The organism is Micromonospora sp. DT31 (assembly GCF_049841795.1).
Taxonomy (GTDB): domain Bacteria; phylum Actinomycetota; class Actinomycetes; order Mycobacteriales; family Micromonosporaceae; genus Micromonospora.
On the sequence record NZ_JBNCKZ010000009.1, the window covers coordinates 125,731 to 149,407 of the forward strand.

Sequence of the window (23,677 nt, forward strand, 5' to 3'; positions counted from 1 at the left end):
ATGAGCACCGAGGCGCTCCAGCGCAACAAGACCTACTTCGAGCAGATCGTGTCCGGCACCCCCGACCCGTTCAAGCCGCTCTCCAACGCGGTGCTGTGGCCGTTCGAGCAGTTGCTGGAACTGGTCGCCGGTGAGCCGGACGACCTGATGAAGGCGGCTCAGCTCGCGCTGACCACAGGGGAGGCGGTCCGGCGGATCGCCGGTGACCAGGTCGCCGATCGGGCCCGGTTGCGTGGCGCCTGGGACGGCGACGCGGCCGAGAAGTTCCACGCCACGATGGCGTCGATCGAGGCGGCGATGGATGAGCTGGCCGAAGGGCTGGACGGCACCAAGGAGGTGCTCGTCGACGCGGCGAACGCGGCCGTCGACGCGTTCAACCTGCTGGTGGAGCTGATCCTGGAGTTCCTGCTCTGGTTCCTGACCGAGGTCATCATCGCCGCGGTCGCGGCCGTGCTCAGCGCCGGCGTCACGCTTGCCGCCACGGTCGTGCGGGTGCTGGCCCGGCTGGCCACCGTCGTCGGCCGGATGGTCAAGATCGTCGCCCGGTTCGCCGACATCCTCCACACGCTGGCGACCCGGCTGTACCAGGTTGCCCACCTGCTCCAGAAGTACCGCCGGCTGGTGATGGACGTGAAGGACATGAAGAAGGCGTACGGCGCGTTCAAGAAGGCCGGTTACACGAGGGAGGCGATGCTGTTCAAGGCCAAGCGCGCCGCCATCCTGTTCCCCGGCAAGTTCGCCATCAACCAGACGTCCCCGGTGAACATCCCCGGCATCGGCGGCGCGCTGCTGGACACCGGGGTCGGTCTGCACGACGTCTCCGACGGGCGCAAGGACCGCAACTACCTGGTCGACGGCACCTACCGCGACGACCTCGGCCCGTACACCAAGGGCGTGCAGAACGTCTTCGACTCGATTCTGTCCTGACTCGATTCTGAACTGAGAGGTGGCAATGACGTTCCCGGCCCTGGACCGGATCGAGGCGCTGGCCCGCAACCTGGACGGGTGGCAGCGCGAACTCGGCGCGCGGATGGCCGAGCTGGAGCAGAGCAGCGCCGAAGGGGTGAGCGACTCCGGCCTGGTCACCGTCGTGGCCGCCGCCGACGGCAAGATCCTCTCCACCGACCTCAACGCGCGGGCCATGCGGCTCGACTCCTACACGCTGGCTGAGGAGATCACCTCGGCGGCGAACCGGGCCCAGGAGGCCGCCGCCGCCCGGGTGCGGGAGATCGTCGGCGAGGTGATGGGCAACGCGCCGGCCGCGGAGCGCCCCGCCGACGACGGTCACGACTACGGCCGGTACTGAGCCGATGGACGAAAGCGGGTACGCCGAACCGATCAGCCGACTCGTCGGGCCGGGCGAGCGTGTGCTCGCCTACGCCAAGGCCAACGTGGGCGGGGGCCTTACCCCGCCACCGCCACCGGAGCCGACGCCGACCGCCGACCCGGGCCGCCCGACAGTCGGGTCGGTGCTGCTGAACGTGCTCATGCCGGTGGTCACCTGGGACGCCGGTGACCGCCTGGTCGACCTGATCGGCTGGGGGATCGCCGGTCGTGGCGCCGCCGGCTCCGCAGCCTCCCGCATGCACCGGGCGATCACGCCTGACGTGGTGCTCCGGCACACGGTGCTCGCGGCGACCGACAGGCGGCTCGTGGTCTGCCGCAGCGGCCCGGTCAAGCTCCTCGCCCGGCGCGCGGACGAGGAGCGGGCGCTGGCCGAGACCACTGTGGCCTGGTCGGCGTCGCGGGCGGAGATCGCGTCGGCCCGGGTCGGGTGGCACCGGCTCAACCCGAAGCGGCTGCGCATCGACTTCACCGACGGCTCCTGGCTGACGTTCACCGTGCCGATCGCCGAGTCCGGCCGCCCGCTGCGGGACGTCGCCGCCGCGCTGACCCGCTGACCGGCGTCGCGGCGGCCGACAGGTGTCGCGCTCGGCCGCCGCGGTCCACCCGCGTCAGCCGGCCAGCGGTACGGGCAGCGGCGTGCGGTGCAGCACGGTCAGCCGGGACACCGCCCGGGTCAGCACCACATAGAGGCGGTGCAGCCCACGCGGCTCGGCGGCCACGATCGCGGCCGGTTCGACGACCACCACATGGTCGTACTCCAGGCCCTTGACCAGCGTCGCCGGGACCACGGTGACGCGCGCCGCCGCCTCGACGTCGTCGGCGGTCGCGGTGTCGACGCCCGCCTCGGCCAGCGCCGCGCGGAGCCGGTCCACCGTGTCGTCGGCGGCGATCACCCCGACCGAACCGTCGTACGCCAGCGCCGCCCGCACCTCGGCCACCGTCGCGGCCGTCAGGTCCTCGACGGTACGCACGTCGAGCGTGCCGTCGTGGCGCAGGGACCGGGCCGGCGGCACGTCGACGGCGAGCGCCGGCAACAGCCGGTTCGCGAACGCCACCACGGCGGCCGGCACCCGGAAGCCCACGCTCAGCGGCACCACCACGGCGTCCGGCTTGCCCAGGTGGGTCAGGGACGCCCGCCAGTCGGTCGTGGCCCAGGGCGCGGTGCCCTGCGCCAGGTCACCGAGGAGCGTGATCGAGCCGTGTTCGCTGCGCCGGGCGATGGCTCGGCACTGCATCGGGGAGAGGTCCTGCGCCTCGTCGACCACCACGTGGCCGAAGCCGGCGGGCCGGTCCAGCAGCCCGGCGACCTCGTCGACGAGCATCGCGTCCGCGGCGGTCCACCGGGTCGCCTTCGCGGTGCGGCCCACCTTGCCGGCGCGGAACAGGTCCTGCTCCTCGGCGGTGAGCAGCCCGGCGGCAGCGGCGGCGAGCGCGTCGGCGTCGGTGCGCAGCCGGTGCAGCAGGCCGTCCGGGGTGAGCGCCGGCCACACCCGGTCGAGCAGGTCGGTGACCGGTTTCGCCCGGCTCATCCGGCGCAGCCAGGCGTCGGAGGGGGACTCCGCCCGGTGGGCCTCGGCCTGGCGTTGCAGCAGCCCCACCACCCGGGCGCGGACCCGGTCCCGGCCGATGGCGTACGGCAGTCCTTCCCGCCGGGTCTCGGTGACCAGCCGGTGCAGCGGGTCGAGCCCGATCCGCCACCGGTACGAGCCGTCCGACACCATGATCGGCTCGGTGGGCGTACCGATGTGGGCGTCCACCGCCCGGCGCAGGACCTCGGCCATCCGGATGTCGTGCTTGAGCGCGGCGGTGGCCGGGTCGTCGACCGCGCGCACCGGCACCCGCGCGACCAGGTCCTCGACCGTGGCCTGCGCGACCTCGACCTCGCCGAGCGCGGGCAGCACCGCGGCGATGTACGACAGGAATGCCCGGTTCGGTCCGACGATAAGCACGCCCGAGCGGCGCAGCCGTTCCCGGTGCAGATAGAGCAGGTATGCGGCGCGGTGCAACCCGACCGCTGTCTTGCCGGTGCCGGGGGCACCCTGGACGCAGATCGAGTCGGCCAGGTCGGCCCGGACCAGTTCGTCCTGCTCGGGCTGGATGGTGGCGACGATGTCGCGCATCGGGCCGACGCGGGGGCGTTCGATCTCGGCGGTGAGGATGCGGCTGGCCGTGCCGAGTTCCTCGCCCCGGGCCAGGTGCTCGTCCTCGAAGCTGGTCAGCGTGCCGGCGCTGAACCCGAACCGGCGGCGCACCGCGACGCCCTGCGGGTCCCGTGCGCTGGCCCGGTAGAACGACCGGGAGACCGGGGCCCGCCAGTCCAGCACCAGCGGGTCGCCCCGCTCGTCGGTGACGTGCCGCCGCCCGACGTGGTATTCCCGCCCGGCGTGGTCCGGGTCGGTGTGCCCGCCGGGTGGGCAGTCGGCGCTGCCGCCGAAGTCCAGTCGGCCGAAGAACAGCGGCGTGGTGGGGTCGTCGGCCAGTTCCTTGACCCGCCGGGCCATGTGCCGGCCGAGCTGCTCGGCGGTGTACGAGTCGCCGGCCACCTTGTCGCCGGTGGCGAACAGCGCCTCGGCGCGCTCCCGCATCCGGGTCAGCGCGGCGCGGGAGGCGGTGAGGTGGGCGCGCTCGGCGGCCAGTTCGGCGTCGAGATCGGGGGTGGTGTCAACTTCGGTTGCGGGCACGGTGAACTCCGATGGCTCAACAGGTGACTCGCTCGCGTATCCGGGGCGGTTGGCCTGCTCCGGCGCGGGGACGTCCGCTGCGGTGCATGCTCACCGCGGCCGTCGGGCGGCCCTCGACTCTACGGCCATCCGATGGCCGGTACCACCGAATATGCCAGCGCCACGAGAATCCTGGTAAGCGGCGTTCTCCTGGGGGCGATTCCAGACCGGGACCTGGCCGATGGCCGTCGGTCGCCGCCGAGGCGGGATCATGGGGCCATGACCGAGGCGCGGCCCCACCAGCGTCGGGTGACCATCAGCGACCCGCAGGTGATGCGGGCACTGGCTCATCCGGCCCGCATGGCGATCATGGAACATCTCGGCACGCTGGAGGGCGGTGCGACGGCCACGGAGTGCGCCGAGATCGCCGGGCTCTCGCCGAGTGCCACCAGCTATCACCTCCGTGAGCTGGCGAAGTTCGGTCTGGTCCGGCAGGCGCCGGGCCGGGGTGACGCGCGGGAGCGGGTGTGGCAGGCGGTGAACCCGTCGTACCAGTTCGAGGTGGGTCCGGACGCCGACCCGGAGGCGCGTGCCGCCGAGGCGGCCCTGGTCGAGGCACACCTGGTCCGCGACGCGCAGCGGGTCCGGGACTGGTTGCGTCGCGCACGGGACGAGCCGCAGGAGTGGTACGAGGCGACCTGGTTCAGCGACAGCATGCTGCTCGTCACCGCCGAGGAGTTGGCCGAGCTGAACCAGGCGGTCCAGGCGCTGATGGAGCCGTACCGGCGACGGAATCGCACCGATCCGCCGGCCGGGGTCCGCCCGGTGGCGGCGCAGTACCGGGCGATGCCCATCGACTGATGGGTTGCGCCCGCGAGGTGTGAAGGAATATTTTCGAAGTATGTCTTTCGCATCTGGGTCCTCGCGTTGGCCGGACGTCTGGCTCGCGGCCACCGCGCGCGGCATCTCCACTTGCGGGAACTTCCTGGTCGCCAGCGCCCTCACGCTGGCGCTCCAGTCCGCCGGGGCCGGTGGACTCGCCGTCTCCGGGCTGCTGCTCGCCGCGACCCTGCCGCTCGTGGCGCTCGCCCCGCTGACCGGCCGGCTCGCCGACCGGGTGGACAGCCGGGTCCTGCTGATCGCGGCCGGGGCCGGCCAGGGCATGACATGTGTGGCGCTCGCGTACGCCCCGGACCCGATGCTGGTGATCGCACTGGTGGCGCTGCTGGCCGTCGGCCTCGCGGTGACCCAGCCGGCGATCTCCGCGCTGGTGCCGGTCATGGTGCGGCCCGAGGACCTGCCCAGGGCGGGCGCGCTGAACCAGACCGCGGGCACGCTCGGCGCACTCGCCGGACCGGCACTCGCCGGGCTGCTCGTCGGCCAGTTCGGCACCCGGGCGCCGCTGCTCCTCGGCGCCCTCAGCTATCTCTCGCTGGTGGCGGCCGGACTGTTCGTCCGTACCCGCAGGGGCGGCCGCCGGGCGACGGTCGGCACCGCCGCCGCCGTGGCGCCCCCGTGGAGGCTGCGGCGCGACCCGCTGCTGACGGCCATGGTCGGCAGTGTGGCCGCGGTCATCGGCGCGGTCGGGGCGGTGAACGTGATCGAGGTGTTCTTCATCCGGGAGACCCTGGGCAGCTCCACCACCATGTACGGGCTGGTCACCGGCTCATGGACGCTCGGCGTCGTGATCGGCGCGTGGCTGTTCGCGCCGGTCGCTCGACGACTCGCCGACGACGGTGCGTTGCTCGGCGCCGGGCTGGTGCTGCTCGGCGGCTGCTGCGTGGCGGTGCTCGCCTCCGCGGCGGTGCCGTCGGCGTCGCTCCTCGTGCCGATCTGGCTGCTCGGCGGCGTGGGTAACGGCGGCGACAACGTGTTCAACAACCTGCTGCTGGCCCGCCGGGTGCCGGAGGCCGCCCGGGGACGCGCCTTCGCGGCCTTCGGCGCGGCTGCGCAGGGCGCGGCGATGGGCGGCTACCTGGTCGGCGGCCTGCTGCTGGAACTGGCCGGCCCGCGGCCGCTGATCGCCGGGTGCGGCGTGGTCGGCCTTCTGGCGGTGGTGGCGCTGGTCTGGCCGGTCCGCCGTGCGGTACGCGCCGACCGCGCCGCCGCCCGGCCCGCCCCCGCAGCCGAGCCCGCACCCGCACCCGCGGCGAGCGGTTAGGCGGTCCCCGTCCGGCCGGTGGGAGTCGGCGGTCCCCGCGTCCGGCCGGTGGGCGTCGAGCGGGCCGCGTTCGGACCGGCCGGTGTTAAAAGGGGGCCCCGCCTCTACCGAATGCGTTAAGAAGGGGCCCTTCCTTGCCGTTCGGGTGCGGGGTTGGCCACTCGCAGGGCTCCCTGCGCAGCGCGGGGGCGGCGGCGGGGATACGGTCGGGGCATGGTCGACAGCATCGCCCGCCCTCGGGTGGGGCACATCCAGTTCCTCAACTGCCTGCCCATCTACTGGGGGCTGATGCGGTCCGGCGCGCTGATCGACGTGGACCTGCACAAGGACTCACCGGACCGGCTCAGCGCCGACCTGGTCGCCGGTGACCTCGACATCGGCCCGATCACGCTCGTGGAGTTCCTCAAGCACGCCGACGAGCTGCTGCTCCTGCCCGGCCTGGCGGTCGGCAGCGACGGGCCGGTGCTCTCGGTGAACGTGGTGTCCACCCGGCCGCTCGGCGAGCTGGACGGCGCCCGGGTGGCGCTGGGCTCCACCTCGCGTACCGGGGTGCTGCTGGCCCAGATCCTGCTGGCCGAGCGGCACGGTGTACACCCGGAATACTTCCGCTGCCCGCCGGACCTGACCCAGATGCTGCTGGAGGCGGACGCCGGTGTGCTGATCGGCGACGTGGCGCTGCGCGCGCTGTACGAGGCGCCCGGCAAGGGACTCGCGGTGACCGACCTCGGGCAGGCGTGGCACGACTGGACCGGCCTGCCGATGGTGTTCGCCGTCTGGGCGGTACGCCGCGACTTCGCCGCCGCCCACCCCGGGCTGGTCAAGGAGGTGCACGAGGCGTTCCTGCGCTCGCGTGACCTGTGCCTGGCCGAGCTGGACCAGGTGGCCGAGGCGGCGGCCCGCTGGGAGCCGTTCGACGCGGCGACGCTGGCGACCTACTTCCGGGCGCTCGACTTCTCACTCGGTGAGCGGCAGGTGGCCGGTCTGCGCGAGTTCGCCCGGCGGGCGGCCGCGTACGGGGAGGTGCCGGCGCTGCCGGACGGCGGCCCGGAGTTCTTCCAGGGCTGATCGAGGGCGGACGCGGTCAGGCCGCCGGGCGCAGCAGCGCCTTGGTGATCCGCTCGCAGGCGTCCATGCCGTACTCCCAGCCACCGTCGACGCCGAACGGGCTGCGGACCATCACGCCCATCGTCCAGGTGTCACCGACGGCCAGGCAGTTGACGTGGTATTCCTTTTCCTTCTGCCTGTCGATCCACCCGTTCTTGATGGCGATCTTCTTCTGCTCGGCCGCCGGGAACGCCTTGCGGATGCCGAAGTCGCCGACACCGCGTACCTCGCGCATCTCGCCGAGCAGCCACTTCGTCCACTTCGGCCCGGCGGCCCGGCCGTTGTCGATGCAGAGGCCGAGTCGGGCGGTGTCCCGCGAGGACAACGCGGTCCGGCTCCAGCCGCCGTCCGCGGCGGGTTTGCTGTCGGTCAGACCGCACATCGAGATCAGCCGCTTGATCGACGCGACGCCGCCCACGCTCTCGTAGAAGTCCTGGGCGCGGGCGTTGTCGCTGTCTCGGATGATCTTCGTGGCGTCGGCCAGTTTCGCGGCGCCCGGGGTCTTGCCCGCCTCGGCGCTGCGGCGCAGGTAGTCGGCGACCACCCACGCCTTGATCAGGGACGCGGTCGTGCTGGTCTCGCCCATGTCGGCCGAGCCGATGACCTTGCCGGTGCGCTTGTCCAGGACCGCCCAGGCATACCAGCCCTCGATGTCGAGGTCGTCCAGATCCCTGGCCTGGAACGGCAGCGGTTCCAACGACGGGCTGGGAGTGGGCCGACTGTTGCGGTCGGTGGGCGGGGCCGCCCCCCGGTCGGCCGTCGGAGCGGGGCGCGAGTTCGCGGTGGGTTGCAACGGCGCACCGGGAACCAACCGCAGGGACAGCACGAGCAGCCCGACGAGGGCCACGGCCACGGCGCCGAACGCGAGCGGACGCCGGTTGCTGCCGGGTCGACGCCGGGTGCCGGCCATCAGAGCTTGCCGACCGGCTGCTGCGGAACCTTGAGCGCGGCGCCGGGCTGCGGCGTGACGAGTTGGGTGGCGACGCCGGCGCACACCTTCGCGCCGTACGACAGGCCCGCCGCGCCCGGGTACCGCATCATCACCGCGAGGCTCCACTTCTCCGTGACCGCCAGGCAGTTCACGTGCCAGTTGCCGTCGTAGGCGAGTTGGGTCCAGCCGTTCTTGATGCTCACCGGGCCCTGGGCCTTGATGGCGGGGGGCAGGCCGTCGATGATCCCCCACCGGCCACCGCCCGACCGCGCCTGCTGGTCCTTGACGCTGCCGCTGACCTTGCTCATCTCGGTGAGTAGCCAGGGGGTCCACTTCGGTCCGGCGGCGCGGCCGTCGGCGATGCAGTTGCCGAGTCGGACGGCGTCGCGGGGGGACATCTGGGTGAAACTCCACCAGCCCTTGTACGAGGCCACGTTGCCGGGCCTGGTGTCGGTGAGGCCGCAGATCCGGACGGCCCGCGCGATGACCGGGTCGAGTCGGCCGCCGGGCTGCGCCGTGTAGGAGCCACCGGCTGCCCGGTAGACCCGGTTCGCGCCGTCGTCGTCGCTGAGTCGGATGGCCAGGCTCGCGTTCCTCTGCATCTCCGCGGGCACCTTCTTGTCGCCGAAGTGGCGCAGGTAGTCCGCGACGATCCAGGCCTTGAGCATCGACTCCGTGGAGCTGGTCTGGCTCATGTTGCTCGCGCCGGTGACCGTGCCGGTCGCGTGGTCCATCAGGGCCCAGGAGAAGAACTCGCCCCTGAAGTTCACCGACACCGGCGCGTCGGCCAGCGTCGGAGGTGCCGGTGCGGTCGGGCTCGGGGCCGGGACCTGCTGGCCTCCGCCGGCGCCGCCGGTGTCACCTCTGCCGGAGAGCGTGGCGGACGCAGCCGGCACGAGCATGGCGCCGCCAACGAGGATCGCCACGATGGCCAGCACCAGGGTCACGCGGGGTCGCATGAGTGGTGAACTCCAGATGTCTGGCCGGGGGGACCGGCGCTTCTGCATGGCTCGGCCAGATCGCCGGACGGCCGGGGGAAGTGGCCGAACTTGACGATCTTGGGCAGCCGAACGTCTTGCTCGGGGAAGTCTACTTCCGGACCGACCTTCCGCCAGTTCTCGACACTCGTCAACGCGTCGGGTGGGCACCGTATCGAGCGGGTATGACCGCGTTGAGGCGTTCCTCCTCAGCAGAGTGATCGACCTCACAGGCGTGTCCTTGCTTGACATTCACCACCGTAGGTGCGTGACCGGTAACGGAAGGTTGCTCCGATTCCTGTTACAGCCCCTGGTGCACATCGCGGCGAGCTGTAACACTGGCTCCATGTATGGCAACGACTTCGCCCCGCCCGAGGACGCTCCGGGCGGCGGCCTGCTCGGCGAGGTGGAGGCGGCCGAGGCCGCACTGCGTGAGGCGGCGGCCCGCGCCCGGCGCGGCGGCCCGGGGCCCGACGAGGACCTGGAGTCCTACTTCGCGGACGTGATCGAGGCCGACCAGAAGATCGAGCCCCGGGACTGGATGCCGGAGGCGTACCGCAAGACACTGATCCGGCAGATCGCCCAGCACGCCCACTCCGAGATCATCGGCATGCAGCCGGAGGGCAACTGGATCAGCCGGGCGCCGTCGCTCAAGCGCAAGGCCATCCTCCTGGCCAAGGTGCAGGACGAGGCGGGCCACGGCCTCTACCTCTACGCGGCGGCCGAGACGCTCGGGATCAGCCGCGACGAGCTGGTGGAGCTGCTGCTCAACGGGCGGCAGAAGTACAGCTCGATCTTCAACTACCCCACCCTGACCTGGGCCGACGTGGGGGCCATCGGCTGGCTCGTCGACGGCGCCGCGATCGTCAACCAGGTGCCGCTGTGCCGCTGCTCCTACGGCCCGTACGCGCGGGCGATGATCCGGGTCTGCAAGGAGGAGTCGTTCCACCAGCGGCAGGGCTACGAGATCCTGCACACGTTGGCGCACGGCACCCCGGCGCAGAAGGCGATGGCCCAGGACTCGGTGGACCGCTGGTGGTACCCGTCACTGGCGATGTTCGGCCCGCCGGACGGCGACTCGACGCACAGCGGCCAGTCCATGGCCTGGAAGATCAAGCGTTTCTCCAACGACGAGCTGCGCCAGCGTTTCGTGGACATGTGCGTCGGCCAGGCGGAGGTGCTCGGCCTGACCCTCCCCGACCCGGACCTGCGCTGGAACGACGAACGGCAGGCGTACGACTACACCCAGCCCGACTACGACGAGCTGATGCGGGTCATCAAGGGTGACGGTCCGTGCAACCGGGAGCGCATGACGCACCGGCAGCGGGCCCACACCGAGGGCGCCTGGGTACGGGAGGCCGCTACGGCGTACGCCGCGAAGCGGGCGGAGCGGAAGGAAACGGTGGCCGCATGAGCAGTCAGCCCTCACCCCTGTGGGAGGTCTTCGTGCGGGCCCGGCGTGGCCTGTCGCACACCCACGTCGGCAGCCTGCACGCCCCCGACGCCGAGCTGGCCCTGCGCAACGCCCGCGACCTCTACACCCGCCGCCAGGAGGGCGTCTCCATCTGGGTGGTCCCGGCCGGCGCGATCACCGCGTCCAGCCCGGACGAGAAGGACGCGTTCTTCGACCCCGCCGCCGACAAGGTCTACCGACACCCCACGTTCTACGAGGTCCCCGAAGGGGTGGCCCACCTATGAGTCGGTTCGACTTCGCGCTGGCCATCGGGGACGACGCACTGATCGCGGCGCAGCGCCTCGGCGAGTGGACGTCCCGCGCGCCGGAGATGGAGGAGGACATCGCGCTGGCGAACATCGCCCTCGACCAGCTCGGTGCGGCCCGCCTGCTGCTGACGTACGCGGGGGAGTGGGAGGGCGCGGGCCGGGACGAGGACGACCTGGCCTACCTCCGCGACGACCGCGAGTTCCGCAACTGCCTGTTGGTGGAGCTGCCCAACGGCGACTTCGGCGTGACCATGGCGAAGTTGTTCTTCCTGGCCGCGTGGCAGCTGCCGCTGTACACCGCGCTCGCCGAGTGCGCCGACGACAGGTTGGCCGCCATCGGTGGCAAGGCGCGCAAGGAGTCGGCGTACCACCTGGACCACGCCTCGCTGTGGGTGAGGCGGCTCGGTGACGGCACCGAGGAGTCGCACCGACGGATGCAGGACGCGGTCGACCAGGTGTGGCCGTACGTCCACGAGTTGTTCACCCCGGCCCCGGCGGCGCCTGTCGACCCGGCCACCCTGCGGGCCGACTTCGACGCCACCGTGACCGCGGTGCTCGACGAGGCGACGCTGACCCGCCCCGAGGTGTCCTGGACGCCGGGTGGCGGCCGGGACGGCCTGCACACCGAACACCTCTCCTACCTGCTCGCCGAGATGCAGGTGTTGCACCGCGCCCACCCGGGAGCCCGCTGGTGAGTAGCGCGAGAGAAGCCGCGGCGGCGGTGGTGGACCCGGAGATCCGCGTCATCACCATCGACGAGCTGGGCATCCTGCGCGCCGTCGACGAGGAGCCCGGCACCGGACGGGTCGTGGTCACCATCACTCCCACCTACACGGGCTGCCCGGCGATGGACGTGATCCGGGCGGACATCCGTCGCGCGCTGGCCGCCGCCGGCCACCCGGACGCCGAGGTCCGCACGGTGTACCGCCCGGCGTGGAGCACCGACTGGATCTCCGACGCCGGCCGGGCCAAGCTCGCCGCCGCCGGCATCGCCCCACCGGCGCCGCGCGGCGACGACCGGGTGGTGTCGTTGACCCTGGCCGTCCGCTGTCCCCGCTGCGGGTCGCCGGAGACCAGCCAGATCAGCCGATTCGGTTCCACCGCGTGCAAGGCTCTGTGGCGCTGCCGTTCCTGTTCCGAACCCTTCGACCACCTGAAGGCGCTGTGACTGTCACGATCTCCCGGCCGGTTCGCCGCCGGCCGGCCTTCCACCCGCTGCCCGTGGCCGCCGTGGACCGGCTCACCGACGACTCGGTGGCGATCACGTTCGCGGTGCCGGAGGAGCTGCGGGAGACGTTCGCGTTCTCCGCCGGGCAGCACCTCACGGTCCGCCTTCCGGACGGCGACGGCGGGGAGGTGCGGCGGTCGTACTCGATCTGCTCCACCCCTGGCGAGCTGGCCCGGCACGGCCGGTTGCGGATCGGGGTGCGCGAGGTCCCGGGCGGTGCGTTCTCCGGGTACGCCTGCGGGGCGCTGCGCGGCGGCGACACCGTCGAGGTGCTGCCCCCGCTGGGGCACTTCACCTCCGCGTTCGCCCCGGACCGGGTCCGCCGGTACGGCGCGGTGGTCGCCGGCTCGGGCATCACGCCGGTGCTCGGTCTGGTCGCGACCGCGTTGTCCGTCGAGCCGGGGAGCACGTTCACCCTGGTGTACGGCAACCGCACGGCGAACTCGGTGATGTTCGCCGAGGAGTTGGCCGACCTGAAGGACCGCTATCCGACCCGGCTGCACCTGGTGCACGTGTTGTCCCGCGAGATGGGCGAGTCGGCGTTGCTGTCCGGGCGCGTCGACGCCGACCGGCTGACCCGGCTGCTGGACACCGTCGTGCCGGGGGACGACATCGCGGAGTGGTTCCTCTGCGGCCCGTACGGCATGGTGGTGGACGCCAAGGCGGTGCTGGCCGGTCGGGGGGTTCCGGACGCGGCGGTGCACACCGAGCTCTTCCACGTGGACGCCCCGCCGGAGCCGGTACGCCGGGAGACCGACCGGCCCGGTGCCGGCACCGAGGTGACGATCGTGCTGGACGGGCGTTCGTCGCGCTTCACGATGGGCCGGGACGAGCGGGTGCTGGACGCTGCCCTGCGGGTGCGCGGCGAGCTGCCGTACGCCTGCAAGGGCGGGGTCTGCTCGACCTGCCGGGGGCGGGTGACCTCGGGTGAGGTGACGATGGCGCGCAACTACGCGCTGGAGCCGGACGAGGTGGCCGCCGGTTACGTGCTGACCTGCCAGTCCAGCCCGGTGACCGACGAGCTGACGGTCGACTACGACGCGTAGGGCCGGTCGCGTCGGTCAGAGCAACACTGGCGGTGCGGTGGCGCGGCCCCGGGCCCGGTTGACGTGACCGCGCCACCCGGCAACGAGCGCGAACACGGTCCATCCGGCCGCGCCGAGCACGAGCATGCCCTGCTTCCCGGCCGCGTCCACATTCTGTGCGTCGGCCAGTTCCACCTTCCCCTGCGGGTCGACGAGCACGGTCAGCCGCTGCCCGACCCGGTAGCCGGGGGAACTGCCCCGGTAGACCAGCGGCTCGTCGAGCCGGCCCGTGTCGCTCTGGAGGACGAACTCGTGTCGCTTGCCAGCGGTCTGCACCTCGGCGATTGTCACCTGCTGGGCCACGCCGCGCCGCTGAAGCACCGACTCCGGGGCGAGTTGCACGGTGCCCACCAGCACGAACAGCGTCGGCACCACCGACAGGAGCGCCAGCCACCAGCCCCGGTGCAGCAGGCGCAGGGCGACTGTGAAGACGAAGCAACCGACCAGGCTCACGCCGATCGGCACCGCGATCGGCAGTCCCACCGTGAGGTAGCCGACCGCCGTGCTCACCGCGATCACGGCGAGGCCGAGGCCGGCCAACGCGGCGGTCGCCGCGACGGACCAGAGGGCGGGGCGGCCCTTGGCGACGACCACCGGCGTGGGTGGATGTGAGGTGACGGACACGCCGCGAGCCTAGGCGACGGACGCGAGGCTGCCGCCGCGCGTCCGGCGCCCGTCGCGGGTCAGCTCGGCGCCTTGACCTGGCCGTCGAAGGCGATGCTGCGCCACAGGTCGAACTGGCGGTCGTTGCCGACGATCGGGTTGCCGACGAGCGCGACGGCGGCGTAGACCTCTTCGTTGTTGCTGAGCGGTCGGAAGTAGCCGGGGCCGACCAGGGCGATGCCCCGGTTGGTGGACTGGATGAGTTTCATGTCGTCCTTCCAGAGTTCGAGGGGTGGGGTGCCGCCGAGCTGGCCGGCGACGTCGGCGCGCATCGTGTTCAGGTCGATGAAGGAGGGGTCGATCTTGCCGGTGGTGCTGGTCTCCCGGTGGCCGCGCGCATGGCTGGCGTCGCGGCCCAGCCGGCGTAGCACGGCGGCGGTGGCGAGCACCGAGGCGGAGTACTGGGCGGGTGTCATCTGCTGGTTGACCCCGTTGTAGTCGATCTCCCAGCCGACCATCAGCGTGTTGCCGTCGCCGGCCGGGATCGGACCGCTGCCGCGACTGGATCCGGCGTGGTTGGCCCGCCCGCCGGAGATGACGTGGAAGACACCGTGGTAGTCGACGAGCGCGTGGCACAGCGGGCCGGGCAGGTCGGACCGGCCGTTGATGCAGATGCCCAGGGCGGGATGCGGGTTGGCCGCGCTTGAGGTGGCGGCGGTGTGGTGCCAGAGCACGCCGATCGGGTTGAACGAGCTGCCGGCGACGCGGCCGAGCCAGTTGCCCTCCTCCACCACCGTGACGCCGGCCGCACGGAGCACGTCGGCGAGCCAGGGAATGGTGGCCATCAACGTTCCAACAGGTCGGCGAGGCATTCCGGGGTGGGAGTAGCCGCCGCGGCGGGGGTGGCCGTCGCGGCGAGGGCCAGGCCGCCGGCCGCGAGGGGGGCCAGGGCCAGGACGGCACGACGGCGTAGCACGCGCCTCGTGCGTGGTGCGGGTTCGTCAGTCATCGATTAATCGTAGTATATCGATGGCTTGTCGTGGGGGAGTGGCGGTCGTCACCGGGCTTTCCGTGCCGGACCGCGAGGTGGTGCCCGGTGCGGTCGGCGTACGCTCGGGGTGTGACGGCGAACCGGGAGATCGACGACATCCTGCAACGCGGCGCGGACGGCGGGCGGATCACGCCCGAGGAGGCCCTGCTGCTCTACACCGACGCGTCCTTCCACGCGCTCGGCGAGGCGGCCGACGCGGTACGGCGGCGCCGCTACCCGGACAACATCGTCACGTACCTGATCGATCGCAACATCAACTACACGAACGTCTGCGTGACGGCGTGCAAGTTCTGCGCGTTCTACCGGGCCCCCAAGCACCGGGAGGGCTGGACGCACCCGACCGAGGAGATCCTGCGCCGCTGCGGCGAGGCGGTCGAGCTGGGCGCCACCCAGGTCATGCTCCAGGGCGGGCACCACCCGGACTACGGCGTGGAGTACTACGAGGAGCTGTTCTCCTCGGTCAAGAAGGCATACCCGCAGCTCGCCATCCACTCGATCGGCCCGAGCGAGATCCTGCACATGGCGAAGGTCTCCGGGGTGAGCCTGGACGAGGCCATCGCCCGGATCAAGGCCGCCGGCCTGGACTCGATCGCCGGCGCCGGCGCCGAGATGCTGCCGGAACGGCCCCGCAGGGCGATCGCTCCGCTGAAGGAGTCCGGCGCGCGCTGGCTGGAGGTCATGGAGCTGGCGCACCGGCAGGGCCTGGAGTCGACCGCGACCATGATGATGGGCACCGGCGAGACCAACGCCGAGCGGATCGAGCACCTGCGGATGATCCGCGACGTGCAGGACCGTACCGGCGGTTTCCGGGCGTTCATCCCGTGGACGTACCAGCCGGAGAACAACCACCTCAAGGGCCGCACCCAGGCGACCACGCTGGAATACCTGCGCCTGGTCGCGGTGGCCCGCCTGTTCTTCGAGACGGTGCCGCACCTGCAGGCGTCCTGGCTGACCACCGGCAAGGACGTCGGGCAGCTGGCGTTGCACATGGGCGTGGACGACCTCGGCTCGATCATGCTGGAGGAGAACGTCATCTCCTCGGCTGGTGCCCGGCACCGGTCCAACCTGCACGACCTGATCGGCATGATCCGGTCGGCCGACCGGATCCCGGCGCAGCGGGACACGCTCTACCGCCGGCTCGCGGTGCACCACACGCCGGCCGACGACCCGACCGACGACCGGGTGGTCTCGCACTTCTCGTCGATCGCCCTGCCCGGTGGCGGGGCCGGGAAGTCGCTGCCGCTTGTCGAGGTCAACTGACCACGTTCCCCCGTTCGGCCGGTTGGCGGACGTCGTGCGGCCGGAGGTCGGCGCGGTTCCGGTGAAGCTTCCGCGGCGGGTCTTCACCCGCGTGATCGCCGGCGGCTAACCTGCCGGCGCGACACCACCGATCCGGGCCGCGAGCTGGCAGGTAACAGGTCGGCGGCGACCCGGGCGAGCGCGGCCCGGTGCGCCGACGACGCCATTACGCTGGCGGCGTCCGTCGGACCGTCGTCCTCCATCGGCCCATGAGGGCCGTCCACATAACGCACCGCGGCTGGGGCGGGATGGGTGACCATCCCGCCCCAGTTGTCGGTAAGGGCGACTCGATTCGGCCCCGTGCGGGGGTGGTGCCGCGCCGCGCCGCTCCGGTACCGTCCGTTCGTTCCGTCGTGATCGGCACATCCCTATCCCCCGGGGGAACCATGACCTTCCGCCACCGCTCCACACTGGCCCGCGCCGGCGTGGTGGCGCTGCTCTGCACCGTCGGCCTCGGCGCGGCCGCGCCGGCGTACGCGGCCGAGAAGGCCGACCTCCACCTCATCCCGCTCAGCTACCAGCTCGCCAAGGGCGTCAGCGAGGCGAAGGCCAAGCCGTTCAAGTTCCAGGTGGACAACACCGCCGGTGCGGTGGACGCGAAGGGCGTCCGGGTCACCGTGGAGACGAAGGGGCTCAAGCGGGACAAGGTCGGCGTGCTGAAACCGGCGGGCTGCGAGGTTCGCGGCACCACCTTCTCCTGCCTGATCGGCGACCTGGCCGCCGGCACCACGGAGGACTTCGGTATCCCGCTGTTCTCCACCGGGAACGAGGGCGCGGCCGGCACGCTCGAGGTGTCGATCAGCGCGGCCAACGGCGACGGCGTGCTCGACTCGGTCGAGCACGACATCACCGTCACCGAGCCCGGCTACGACCTCACCACCTGGGTCCAGGACGTGTACGCCGGCGTGCGGGTCGACGGGGACGACGCCGGCGAGTCGGGCCTGCGCCCGGTCCGGCCGGGTGAGACCGCGCCGTTGGACTGGGTCGTGTTCAACGGCGGCAGCAAGCGCGCCACCGGCGTCAAGTACGGCATCACGCTGCCGGCCGGTGTCACCTTCGCGAAGCTGCCCGAGAGCTGCGTCGAGCAGGACCTGGGGGGTGTCGCCAACGCCTACTGCGAGGACCTGGGCACGGTGCTCAAGCCCGGCCAGTACTACACCGCCGACGTGCGGGTGACGGTCGGCGCGGACGTGACCGAGACGCTGCTCCGTCCGGGCTTCGTCTGGGCCGCCGGCCTGGACGCCGCCTCCGGCACGCCGGAGGAGGAGCCACGGGTCGCCAGCTCGGCACAGCGTCGCGAGTTCACCGAGACCGACGACGGTGACAACACCGCCCAGTTCGACGTCTTCGTCGACCCGAGCGCGCAGCCGACGCCCCAGCCGACCCCGACGGTCCAGCCCACGCCCACCGTCGAGCCGACCCCGACCGGCGGCGCGACCCCGGTGCCGACCCCGACCGCCGGTGGTGGCGCGGGTGGCGGTTCCGGTGACGGCGGCCTGCCGGTGACCGGCATGCAGGTCGGCCTGATCGGCGGGATCGGCGCGGTCGTGCTCGCCGCCGGCGCGGCACTGGTGATGCTGGCCCGCCGCCGCAAGGTGGTCCTGGTCGCACCGCACGAGGAGCCGGCCGGGGACTGACTGACCGGCGGGCGGACGCACGACGCGGGCGGGGTGGGCGACCACCCCGCCCGCTCGCGTACCCGGGGAGAGCCGGGGGCGGTGCGGCTGGCAGAGTGGAGGGGTGAGCCGTACCCCGCAGGGCCAGCGCGCCAGCCTGGACAAGCAGCCGCACGAGGTCGCCGCCATGTTCGACGGCGTGGCGGCCCGCTACGACCTGACCAACACCGTGCTCTCCTTCGGGCAGGACCGGTCGTGGCGGCGGGCCACCCGGGCGGCGCTCGGGCTGCGGCCGGGCGAGCGGGTGCTGGACGTGGGGGCCGGCACCGGCGTTTCGACCGAGGAGTTGGCCCACTCGGGGGCGTACGCGGTGGGCGCGGACCTGTCGCTGGGCATGCTGCACGCCGGCAAGCGCACCCGTCCGGCGGTGCCGCTGCTGGCCGGGGACGCGCTGCGGCTGCCGTTCGCCGACGCGAGCTTCGACGCGGTGACCATCTCCTTCGCGCTGCGCAACGTCAACGACACCGACGCGGCGCTGCGTGAACTGGCCCGGGTGACCCGGCCCGGCGGGCGGCTTGTGGTTTGCGAGTTCAGTACGCCTGTCAATCCGGCGTTCCGCACGGTCTACCTGTCGTACCTGATGCGCTCGTTGCCGGCGGTGGCGCGGGCGGTGTCCAGCAACCCCGACGCCTACGTCTATCTCGCGGAGTCGATCCGGGCCTGGCCGGACCAGGCGGCCCTGGCGGCGCGGATCGGCGCGGCGGGTTGGGGCCGGGTGGGGTGGCGCAATCTGACCGGGGGCGTGGTCGCGCTGCACCGGGCTGTCCGGAACTGATCCGGCGGCCGGCACTAACCTCCCCTTTCGCTAATATCCTTTTCTGGTCTACTTTGTCCGGTACGCTCGCTTCCATGACGGGACCAGACCAGGCCGCCACCGACGACGACGCCGCCGAGCTGATCGCGCAGCTCCGCGAGCTGGCCGGCGCGGATCCCGCGGACGTCCGTCAGGTCGTGGCCGAGGTGCTGGCGGCCCTGGACCGCGCCGCCGGGGGCGCACTGCGCGACCACCTGCCCGAGGCGATCCGGCTCGACGCCGGCCTGGGACCGGCCGCGCCGTCGCGCCCGTGACCGGTCCGAATAGCCTCCCCGCCGGGCCTCCGAGAGGTTAGGCCCCCCTCAGCGCGAGCAGGTGCTACCCCGGTCATAGACTCCTTCCGGATGGGCTTGTGAAGCATTTCACGAGCGTGCGGGAGGAGGCGCGGATGACCGCGGTGGAGAACGACGCCGACGTCATCGTCGTTGGCGCCGGTCCCGGAGGATCGGCCACGGCGTACCACCTGGCGCGGCACGGCGTACGCGTGCTGCTGCTCGAGAAGACGGAGTTTCCTCGGGAGAAGGTCTGCGGCGACGGGCTCACGCCTCGCGCCGTGCGGCAACTGATCCGGATGGGCGTGGACACCTCGCCCGAGGCCGGCTGGTTGCACAACAAGGGCCTGCGGGTGATCGGTGGCGGGGTGCGCCTGGAGCTGGACTGGCCCGACCTGGCCAGCTTCCCCAACTACGGCCTGGTGCGGACCCGGCTCGACTTCGACGACCTGCTCGCCCAGCGTGCCGTCGCCGCCGGGGCGAAGCTGCGGACCAGCGTCAACGTCCTCGGTCCGGTGCTCGGCGCCGACGACCGGGTGATCGGCGTGCAGACCGAGGTCGGCCCGGACAAGGAACCCGCCACCTTCCACGCCCCGCTCGTGGTCGCCGCGGACGGTGTCTCCGGTCGCTTCCCGCTGGCCCTCGGGCTGGCCAAGCGCGAGGACCGCCCGATCGGCGTGGCCGTGCGCCGCTACTACCACTCGCCGGCCAAGCACGACGACGACTACCTGGAGTCCTGGCTGGAGCTGCGGGCCAAGGGCAGCGACGCGCTGCTGCCCGGCTACGGCTGGATCTTCGGCCTCGGCGACGGCCGGGTGAACGTCGGCCTGGGCGTGCTCAACTCCTCCTCGGCGTTCGGCAAGACGAACTACCGCAAACTGCTCACCGACTGGCTGGCCAACACCCCGGAGGACTGGGGGATGACCGACGAGTCCAACGCGGAGGGTCCGATCCTCGGCGCCGCGCTGCCCATGGGCTTCAACCGGGTCCCGCACTACACCCGCGGTGCCCTGCTCGTCGGCGACTCCGGCGGCATGGTCAACCCGTTCAACGGCGAGGGCATCGCGTACGCGATGGAGTCCGGTGAGATGGCCGCGGAGATCCTGGTGCAGGCGCTTGCCCGGCCGGAGGGCGCGGAGCGGGAGCGGGCGCTGATGGCCTACCCGCAGGAGCTGAAGGCGCGCTTCGGCGGCTACTACCGCCTCGGCGGGGTCTTCGTGAAGCTCATCGGTCGCCCCGAGGTGATGCGGATGGCCACCAAGCACGGGATGCCGCACCCGATGCTGATGCGCTTCGTGCTCAAGCTGCTGGCGAACCTGACCGACCCGCGCGGCGGGGACGCGATGGACCGGGTCATCAACGCGATGACGAAGGTGGCACCGGCGGTGTAGGAGACGGCCGGCCCGAGGGCGAAACAACCACGAGCCGGACAGGGACCGACCCCGAGATGCGAGGTCGCGAGGGACGTGAATAGTGTGATTTCGGCCAACCACCGAGGTCCGGGAAGGACGAGCAGGGGACAACGATGACGCTCTCTCCCTATGCACCCATCATCGGGCTGTTCGCCATCGCCGCGGCGTTCGCGCTGTTCTCCGTGGCCGCCGCCCGACTCGCCGGCCCGCGGCGTCTGAACAAGGCCAAGCTCGAGGCGTACGAGTGTGGCATCGAACCGAGCCCGCAGCCAGTCGGCGGCGGTCGGTTCCCGATCAAGTTCTACCTGACGGCGATGCTCTTCATCGTCTTCGACATCGAGATCATCTTCCTCTACCCCTGGGCGGTCTCCTTCGACGCCCTGCCGATCTTCGGCTTCGTGGAGATGGTCCTGTTCATCGTCGCGGTCTTCGTCGCCTACGCCTACGTCTGGCGGCGCGGCGGCCTGGACTGGGACTGAGGAGGTAGCAGATGGGCATCGAGGAGAAACTCCCCTCCGGCGTCCTGCTCACCAGCGTCGAGAAGCTGGTGAACTGGACCCGCAAGACCTCCCTCTGGGGCGCCACGTTCGGCCTGGCCTGCTGCGCCATCGAGATGATGGCGGCCGGCGGCCCGCACTACGACATGGGCCGCTGGGGCATGGAGGTCTTCCGCGCCTCGCCCCGGCAGGCCGACCTGATGATCGTGGCCGGCCGGGTGAGCCAGAAGATGGCCCCGGTCCTGCGGCAGATCTACGACCAGATGGCCGAGCCCCGCTGGGTCATCTCGATGGGCGTGTGCGCCAGCAGTGGCGGCATGTTCAACAACTACGCCATCGTGCAGGGCGTCGACCACGTCGTCCCGGTCGACATGTACCTGCCCGGCTGCCCGCCCCGGCCCGAGATGCTCATCGACGCGGTGCTCAAGCTCCGCGAGAAGATCATGTACGAGCCGCTGGGCCCGAACGGACGCAAGATGCTCGAGGCCCGCAAGGAGCGCGGTGACGTGCCCGTCGTGCCGTACGGCTCGATGCCCTCGTCGTACCGCAGCGACAAGGCCCGCCGTGCCGAGTGGACGAAGGCGGTCCTGGAGGGGCGCGAGGAGCAGCTGCGGATCGAGAACTGGATGAAGGCGCAGACCCACCTCCAGGCGTCGCATAGGGGCCCGAAATGACCGCACCGAACGACCGGAACAACGACGGCGGGGTGCCGGTGCCGACCACCCCCGCCGGGGCCAGCTCCACCGCACCGGCCGAGTACCCGCCCGCCAGCCCGGCCGGCCGGGGCATGTTCGGCAACCAGGGCACCGGTGACGTGTCCGGCTACGGCGGCCTGCTCCGCAAGCGCACGCCGATCGAGGAGGCCGCCCGGCCGTACGGGAGCTACTTCGACGAGGTACGCGACGCGCTGGAGGAGGCGTACCCGGACTTCGGCGACGCCATCGAGAAGGTGGTGGTCGACCGGGGCGAGCTGACCCTGCACGTGCGCCCGGAGCGGATCGCCGAGGTCTGCCAGGTGATGCGCGACGACCTGGCGCTGCGTTTCGAGCTGTGCTCCTCGGTGTCCGGTGTGGACTACCTGGGCGCCGAGCGCCGCCTGCACGTGGTGTACCAGCTCACCTCGATGACCTACCGGCGTACGGTCCGGCTGGAGGCTGCGGTCTCCGCCGAGGAGCCGCACCTGCCGAGCGTCACCGCCGTCTACCCGACCGCCGACTGGCAGGAGCGGGAGGCGTACGACATGTTCGGCGTCATCTTCGACGGCCACCCCAACCTGACCCGGATCCTCATGCCGGACGACTGGGAGGGACACCCGCAGCGCAAGGACTACCCGCTCGGCGGTGTGCCCGTCGAGTACAAGGGCGCCGAGATCCCGCCGCCGGACCGGAGGAGGTCGTACCAGTGAGTGCGAGGACTGCAGCGAAGCGGAGCCCCGCAGTCGCGAACGGAGGGCCGGCACTGTGACCACCCCGAACTACGCCACCGAGCGCGAGACCACCGAGGGCAAGGTCTTCACCGTCACCGGTGGGGACTGGGACGACGTCGTCTCCGGCACCGACCCGATCAACGACGAGCGGATCGTCGTCAACATGGGTCCGCAGCACCCGTCCACCCACGGCGTGCTGCGGCTGGTCCTGGAGCTGGAGGGCGAGACGGTCCGGGAGGCCCGTGCGGTCGTCGGCTACCTGCACACCGGCATCGAGAAGAACCTGGAGTACCGCAACTGGGTCCAGGGCTCGACGTTCGTGACCCGGATGGACTACCTCGCCCCGCTGTTCAACGAGACCGGCTACGCGCTCGCGGTGGAGAAGCTGCTCGGCATCACCGACGACATCACCGAGCGGGCCGCCACCATCCGGGTGCTGATGATGGAGCTCAACCGGATCTCGTCGCACCTGGTCTGGGTGGCCACCACGGCCATGGAGCTGGGCGCCATCAACATGATGCTGTACGGCTTCCGCGAGCGGGAGTACGTCCTCGACATCTTCGAGACCATCACCGGTCTGCGGATGAACCACGCGTACATCCGTCCGGGCGGCGTGGCGCAGGACGTGCCGGACGACGCGATCCGCAAGATCCGTGACTTCCTCAAGCTGATGCCGAAGAAGCTCAAGGAGTACGAGAACCTGCTCTCCGGCCAGCCGATCTGGCTGGAACGGACCCAGAACGTGGGCGTGCTCGACGCGACCGGCTGCTTGGCGCTCGGCGTCACCGGGCCGGTGCTGCGCTCCGCGGGCCTGGCCTGGGACCTGCGCAAGACCATGCCGTACTGCGGTTACGAGACGTACGAGTTCGACGTCCCGACCCACACCGACGGCGACGTGTGGGGCCGCTACCTGGTCCGGATGGCCGAGATGCGCGAGTCGCTGAAGCTCGTCGAGCAGGCGCTCGACCGCCTCAAGCCGGGCCCGGTGATGGTGTCCGACAAGAAGATCGCCTGGCCGGCGCAGCTGGCCATCGGGGTCGACGGCATGGGCAACTCGCTGGAGCACGTAGCCAAGATCATGGGTCAGTCGATGGAGTCGCTGATCCACCACTTCAAGCTCGTCACCGAGGGCTTCCGGGTCCCGCCGGGCCAGGTGTACGTCGGCGTCGAGTCGCCCCGCGGCGAGCTGGGCGTGCACGCGGTGTCCGACGGCGGCACCCGCCCCTACCGGGTGCACTACCGGGAGCCGAGCTTCGTCAACCTCCAGGCCCTCCCGGCGATGGCCGAGGGCGGCCTGATCGCCGACGTGATCGCCGGCGGCGCCTCGTTGGACCCCGTGATGGGTGGTTGTGACAGGTGAGCGCGAGGAGTGCAGCGGAGCGGAGCACCGCAGTCGCGAACGGAGGGTGGCT

The 23,677-nt window shown here is 71.7% G+C and carries 26 protein-coding genes; 20 read left to right on the top strand and 6 right to left on the bottom strand.

The window, feature by feature from the left end:
* From ACLQ2X_RS17375 to ACLQ2X_RS17385, 3 genes are read left to right on the top strand one after another with little or no spacing between them, the layout of a single operon-like run.
* Window positions 1–927, top strand: coding sequence for a WXG100 family type VII secretion target (locus ACLQ2X_RS17375; RefSeq protein WP_425682072.1), 927 nt, complete (start codon window positions 1–3; stop codon window positions 925–927).
* Window positions 928–952: 25 nt separating this feature from the next.
* Window positions 953–1,306 carry a YbaB/EbfC family nucleoid-associated protein gene (locus tag ACLQ2X_RS17380; protein WP_425682073.1) on the top strand — a complete coding sequence of 118 codons (354 nt, stop codon included), beginning with the start codon at window positions 953–955 and terminating at the stop codon, window positions 1,304–1,306.
* Between the two features lie 4 nt (window positions 1,307–1,310).
* A complete protein-coding gene (locus ACLQ2X_RS17385) occupies window positions 1,311–1,901 on the top strand; it encodes a hypothetical protein (RefSeq protein ID WP_425682074.1) in 591 nt (196 codons plus the stop codon).
* A gap of 54 nt (window positions 1,902–1,955) precedes the next feature.
* Here ACLQ2X_RS17385 and ACLQ2X_RS17390 read toward each other — a convergent pair whose 3' ends face one another.
* Window positions 1,956–4,028, bottom strand: coding sequence for a HelD family protein (locus ACLQ2X_RS17390; protein ID WP_425682075.1), 2,073 nt, complete (start codon window positions 4,026–4,028; stop codon window positions 1,956–1,958).
* Window positions 4,029–4,286: 258 nt separating this feature from the next.
* On the opposite strand from ACLQ2X_RS17390, the gene ACLQ2X_RS17395 reads away from it, so the two are divergent.
* The 3 genes from ACLQ2X_RS17395 (at window position 4,287) to ACLQ2X_RS17405 (ending at window position 7,233) form a co-directional block, all read left to right on the top strand.
* Entirely contained in the window at window positions 4,287–4,868 is a 582-nt protein-coding gene (locus ACLQ2X_RS17395; protein ID WP_425682076.1) for an ArsR/SmtB family transcription factor, read from the top strand.
* A gap of 40 nt (window positions 4,869–4,908) precedes the next feature.
* Window positions 4,909–6,168: an MFS transporter gene (locus ACLQ2X_RS17400; RefSeq protein ID WP_425682077.1), complete on the top strand. Its 1,260-nt coding sequence runs from the start codon at window positions 4,909–4,911 to the stop codon at window positions 6,166–6,168.
* A gap of 213 nt (window positions 6,169–6,381) precedes the next feature.
* Complete coding sequence (locus tag ACLQ2X_RS17405; protein ID WP_425682078.1) at window positions 6,382–7,233, top strand: menaquinone biosynthetic enzyme MqnA/MqnD family protein; 852 nt, start codon at window positions 6,382–6,384, stop codon at window positions 7,231–7,233.
* Window positions 7,234–7,249: 16 nt separating this feature from the next.
* Here the strand turns inward: ACLQ2X_RS17405 and ACLQ2X_RS17410 are convergent, their stop codons facing one another.
* Together ACLQ2X_RS17410 and ACLQ2X_RS17415 are read right to left on the bottom strand one after the other, a co-directional pair.
* Window positions 7,250–8,182, bottom strand: coding sequence for a hypothetical protein (locus ACLQ2X_RS17410; protein WP_425682079.1), 933 nt, complete (start codon window positions 8,180–8,182; stop codon window positions 7,250–7,252).
* Window positions 8,182–9,162: a hypothetical protein gene (locus ACLQ2X_RS17415; RefSeq protein WP_425682080.1), complete on the bottom strand. Its 981-nt coding sequence runs from the start codon at window positions 9,160–9,162 to the stop codon at window positions 8,182–8,184. Before ACLQ2X_RS17415 ends, ACLQ2X_RS17410 begins: the two co-directional genes overlap by 1 nt.
* A gap of 364 nt (window positions 9,163–9,526) precedes the next feature.
* Here ACLQ2X_RS17415 and paaA point away from each other — a divergent pair, with 364 nt between their 5' ends.
* From paaA to paaE, 5 genes are read left to right on the top strand one after another with little or no spacing between them, the layout of a single operon-like run.
* Window positions 9,527–10,594, top strand: coding sequence for a 1,2-phenylacetyl-CoA epoxidase subunit PaaA (gene paaA / locus ACLQ2X_RS17420; protein WP_425682081.1), 1,068 nt, complete (start codon window positions 9,527–9,529; stop codon window positions 10,592–10,594).
* Window positions 10,591–10,878: a 1,2-phenylacetyl-CoA epoxidase subunit PaaB gene (gene paaB, locus ACLQ2X_RS17425; RefSeq protein WP_425682082.1), complete on the top strand. Its 288-nt coding sequence runs from the start codon at window positions 10,591–10,593 to the stop codon at window positions 10,876–10,878. Before paaA ends, paaB begins: the two co-directional genes overlap by 4 nt.
* Window positions 10,875–11,597 (top strand): 1,2-phenylacetyl-CoA epoxidase subunit PaaC, encoded by a 723-nt coding sequence (paaC, locus tag ACLQ2X_RS17430; RefSeq protein WP_425682083.1) that lies wholly within the window; start codon window positions 10,875–10,877, stop codon window positions 11,595–11,597. The genes paaB and paaC overlap by 4 nt, the downstream gene beginning before the upstream one ends.
* Window positions 11,594–12,070, top strand: coding sequence for a 1,2-phenylacetyl-CoA epoxidase subunit PaaD (gene paaD / locus ACLQ2X_RS17435; protein WP_425682084.1), 477 nt, complete (start codon window positions 11,594–11,596; stop codon window positions 12,068–12,070). Before paaC ends, paaD begins: the two co-directional genes overlap by 4 nt.
* Window positions 12,067–13,176 (top strand): 1,2-phenylacetyl-CoA epoxidase subunit PaaE, encoded by a 1,110-nt coding sequence (gene paaE, locus ACLQ2X_RS17440; protein ID WP_425682085.1) that lies wholly within the window; start codon window positions 12,067–12,069, stop codon window positions 13,174–13,176. Before paaD ends, paaE begins: the two co-directional genes overlap by 4 nt.
* 15 nt (window positions 13,177–13,191) lie before the next feature.
* Here the strand turns inward: paaE and ACLQ2X_RS17445 are convergent, their stop codons facing one another.
* The 3 genes from ACLQ2X_RS17445 to ACLQ2X_RS17455 are packed head-to-tail and all read right to left on the bottom strand — an operon-like array spanning window position 13,192 to window position 14,827.
* Window positions 13,192–13,839: a hypothetical protein gene (locus ACLQ2X_RS17445; RefSeq protein WP_425682086.1), complete on the bottom strand. Its 648-nt coding sequence runs from the start codon at window positions 13,837–13,839 to the stop codon at window positions 13,192–13,194.
* Between the two features lie 59 nt (window positions 13,840–13,898).
* Window positions 13,899–14,663 (bottom strand): peptidoglycan recognition protein family protein, encoded by a 765-nt coding sequence (locus ACLQ2X_RS17450; protein WP_425682087.1) that lies wholly within the window; start codon window positions 14,661–14,663, stop codon window positions 13,899–13,901.
* Complete coding sequence (locus ACLQ2X_RS17455) at window positions 14,663–14,827, bottom strand: hypothetical protein (protein ID WP_425682088.1); 165 nt, start codon at window positions 14,825–14,827, stop codon at window positions 14,663–14,665. The genes ACLQ2X_RS17450 and ACLQ2X_RS17455 overlap by 1 nt, the downstream gene beginning before the upstream one ends.
* Window positions 14,828–14,938: 111 nt before the next feature.
* Between ACLQ2X_RS17455 and mqnC the strand changes: the two genes are divergently transcribed.
* The 9 genes from mqnC (at window position 14,939) to ACLQ2X_RS17500 (ending at window position 23,625) form a co-directional block, all read left to right on the top strand.
* Complete coding sequence (gene mqnC / locus ACLQ2X_RS17460) at window positions 14,939–16,129, top strand: cyclic dehypoxanthinyl futalosine synthase (RefSeq protein WP_425682089.1); 1,191 nt, start codon at window positions 14,939–14,941, stop codon at window positions 16,127–16,129.
* Window positions 16,130–16,554: 425 nt separating this feature from the next.
* Entirely contained in the window at window positions 16,555–17,805 is a 1,251-nt protein-coding gene (locus tag ACLQ2X_RS17465) for a cell wall anchor protein (RefSeq protein WP_425682090.1), read from the top strand.
* A gap of 103 nt (window positions 17,806–17,908) precedes the next feature.
* Complete coding sequence (locus ACLQ2X_RS17470; protein WP_425682091.1) at window positions 17,909–18,619, top strand: demethylmenaquinone methyltransferase; 711 nt, start codon at window positions 17,909–17,911, stop codon at window positions 18,617–18,619.
* Window positions 18,620–18,693: 74 nt separating this feature from the next.
* Complete coding sequence (locus ACLQ2X_RS17475; protein WP_425682092.1) at window positions 18,694–18,912, top strand: hypothetical protein; 219 nt, start codon at window positions 18,694–18,696, stop codon at window positions 18,910–18,912.
* 134 nt (window positions 18,913–19,046) lie between these two features.
* Entirely contained in the window at window positions 19,047–20,321 is a 1,275-nt protein-coding gene (locus tag ACLQ2X_RS17480) for a geranylgeranyl reductase family protein (RefSeq protein WP_425682093.1), read from the top strand.
* 134 nt (window positions 20,322–20,455) lie between these two features.
* On the top strand, window positions 20,456–20,821 hold the full coding sequence (locus ACLQ2X_RS17485) for an NADH-quinone oxidoreductase subunit A (protein ID WP_425682094.1): 366 nt from the start codon (window positions 20,456–20,458) through the stop codon (window positions 20,819–20,821).
* 11 nt (window positions 20,822–20,832) lie between these two features.
* The gene (locus ACLQ2X_RS17490; protein WP_425682095.1) at window positions 20,833–21,513 is read left to right on the top strand and encodes a NuoB/complex I 20 kDa subunit family protein; all 681 of its coding nucleotides are present in this window, start codon (window positions 20,833–20,835) and stop codon (window positions 21,511–21,513) included.
* Entirely contained in the window at window positions 21,510–22,244 is a 735-nt protein-coding gene (locus ACLQ2X_RS17495) for an NADH-quinone oxidoreductase subunit C (RefSeq protein WP_425682096.1), read from the top strand. Before ACLQ2X_RS17490 ends, ACLQ2X_RS17495 begins: the two co-directional genes overlap by 4 nt.
* Window positions 22,245–22,299: 55 nt before the next feature.
* Window positions 22,300–23,625, top strand: coding sequence for an NADH-quinone oxidoreductase subunit D (locus tag ACLQ2X_RS17500; protein ID WP_425682097.1), 1,326 nt, complete (start codon window positions 22,300–22,302; stop codon window positions 23,623–23,625).
* Window positions 23,626–23,677 lie beyond the last annotated feature (52 nt).

What these genes read in the sequence shown, in the direction of transcription:
- ACLQ2X_RS17375 (WP_425682072.1), top strand. Translation starts at nt 1, where the DNA reads ATGAGCACCGAGGCGCTCCAGCGCAACAAGACCTACTTCGAGCAGATC.
- ACLQ2X_RS17380 (WP_425682073.1), top strand. Translation starts at nt 953, where the DNA reads ATGACGTTCCCGGCCCTGGACCGGATCGAGGCGCTGGCCCGCAACCTG.
- ACLQ2X_RS17385 (WP_425682074.1), top strand. Translation starts at nt 1,311, where the DNA reads ATGGACGAAAGCGGGTACGCCGAACCGATCAGCCGACTCGTCGGGCCG.
- ACLQ2X_RS17395 (WP_425682076.1), top strand. Translation starts at nt 4,287, where the DNA reads ATGACCGAGGCGCGGCCCCACCAGCGTCGGGTGACCATCAGCGACCCG.
- ACLQ2X_RS17400 (WP_425682077.1), top strand. Translation starts at nt 4,909, where the DNA reads ATGTCTTTCGCATCTGGGTCCTCGCGTTGGCCGGACGTCTGGCTCGCG.
- ACLQ2X_RS17405 (WP_425682078.1), top strand. Translation starts at nt 6,382, where the DNA reads ATGGTCGACAGCATCGCCCGCCCTCGGGTGGGGCACATCCAGTTCCTC.
- ACLQ2X_RS17410 (WP_425682079.1), bottom strand. Translation starts at nt 8,182, where the DNA reads ATGGCCGGCACCCGGCGTCGACCCGGCAGCAACCGGCGTCCGCTCGCG.
- ACLQ2X_RS17415 (WP_425682080.1), bottom strand. Translation starts at nt 9,162, where the DNA reads ATGCGACCCCGCGTGACCCTGGTGCTGGCCATCGTGGCGATCCTCGTT.
- paaA (WP_425682081.1), top strand. Translation starts at nt 9,527, where the DNA reads ATGTATGGCAACGACTTCGCCCCGCCCGAGGACGCTCCGGGCGGCGGC.
- paaB (WP_425682082.1), top strand. Translation starts at nt 10,591, where the DNA reads ATGAGCAGTCAGCCCTCACCCCTGTGGGAGGTCTTCGTGCGGGCCCGG.
- paaC (WP_425682083.1), top strand. Translation starts at nt 10,875, where the DNA reads ATGAGTCGGTTCGACTTCGCGCTGGCCATCGGGGACGACGCACTGATC.
- ACLQ2X_RS17450 (WP_425682087.1), bottom strand. Translation starts at nt 14,663, where the DNA reads ATGGCCACCATTCCCTGGCTCGCCGACGTGCTCCGTGCGGCCGGCGTC.
- ACLQ2X_RS17455 (WP_425682088.1), bottom strand. Translation starts at nt 14,827, where the DNA reads ATGACTGACGAACCCGCACCACGCACGAGGCGCGTGCTACGCCGTCGT.
- ACLQ2X_RS17465 (WP_425682090.1), top strand. Translation starts at nt 16,555, where the DNA reads ATGACCTTCCGCCACCGCTCCACACTGGCCCGCGCCGGCGTGGTGGCG.
- ACLQ2X_RS17475 (WP_425682092.1), top strand. Translation starts at nt 18,694, where the DNA reads ATGACGGGACCAGACCAGGCCGCCACCGACGACGACGCCGCCGAGCTG.
- ACLQ2X_RS17480 (WP_425682093.1), top strand. Translation starts at nt 19,047, where the DNA reads ATGACCGCGGTGGAGAACGACGCCGACGTCATCGTCGTTGGCGCCGGT.
- ACLQ2X_RS17485 (WP_425682094.1), top strand. Translation starts at nt 20,456, where the DNA reads ATGACGCTCTCTCCCTATGCACCCATCATCGGGCTGTTCGCCATCGCC.
- ACLQ2X_RS17490 (WP_425682095.1), top strand. Translation starts at nt 20,833, where the DNA reads ATGGGCATCGAGGAGAAACTCCCCTCCGGCGTCCTGCTCACCAGCGTC.
- ACLQ2X_RS17495 (WP_425682096.1), top strand. Translation starts at nt 21,510, where the DNA reads ATGACCGCACCGAACGACCGGAACAACGACGGCGGGGTGCCGGTGCCG.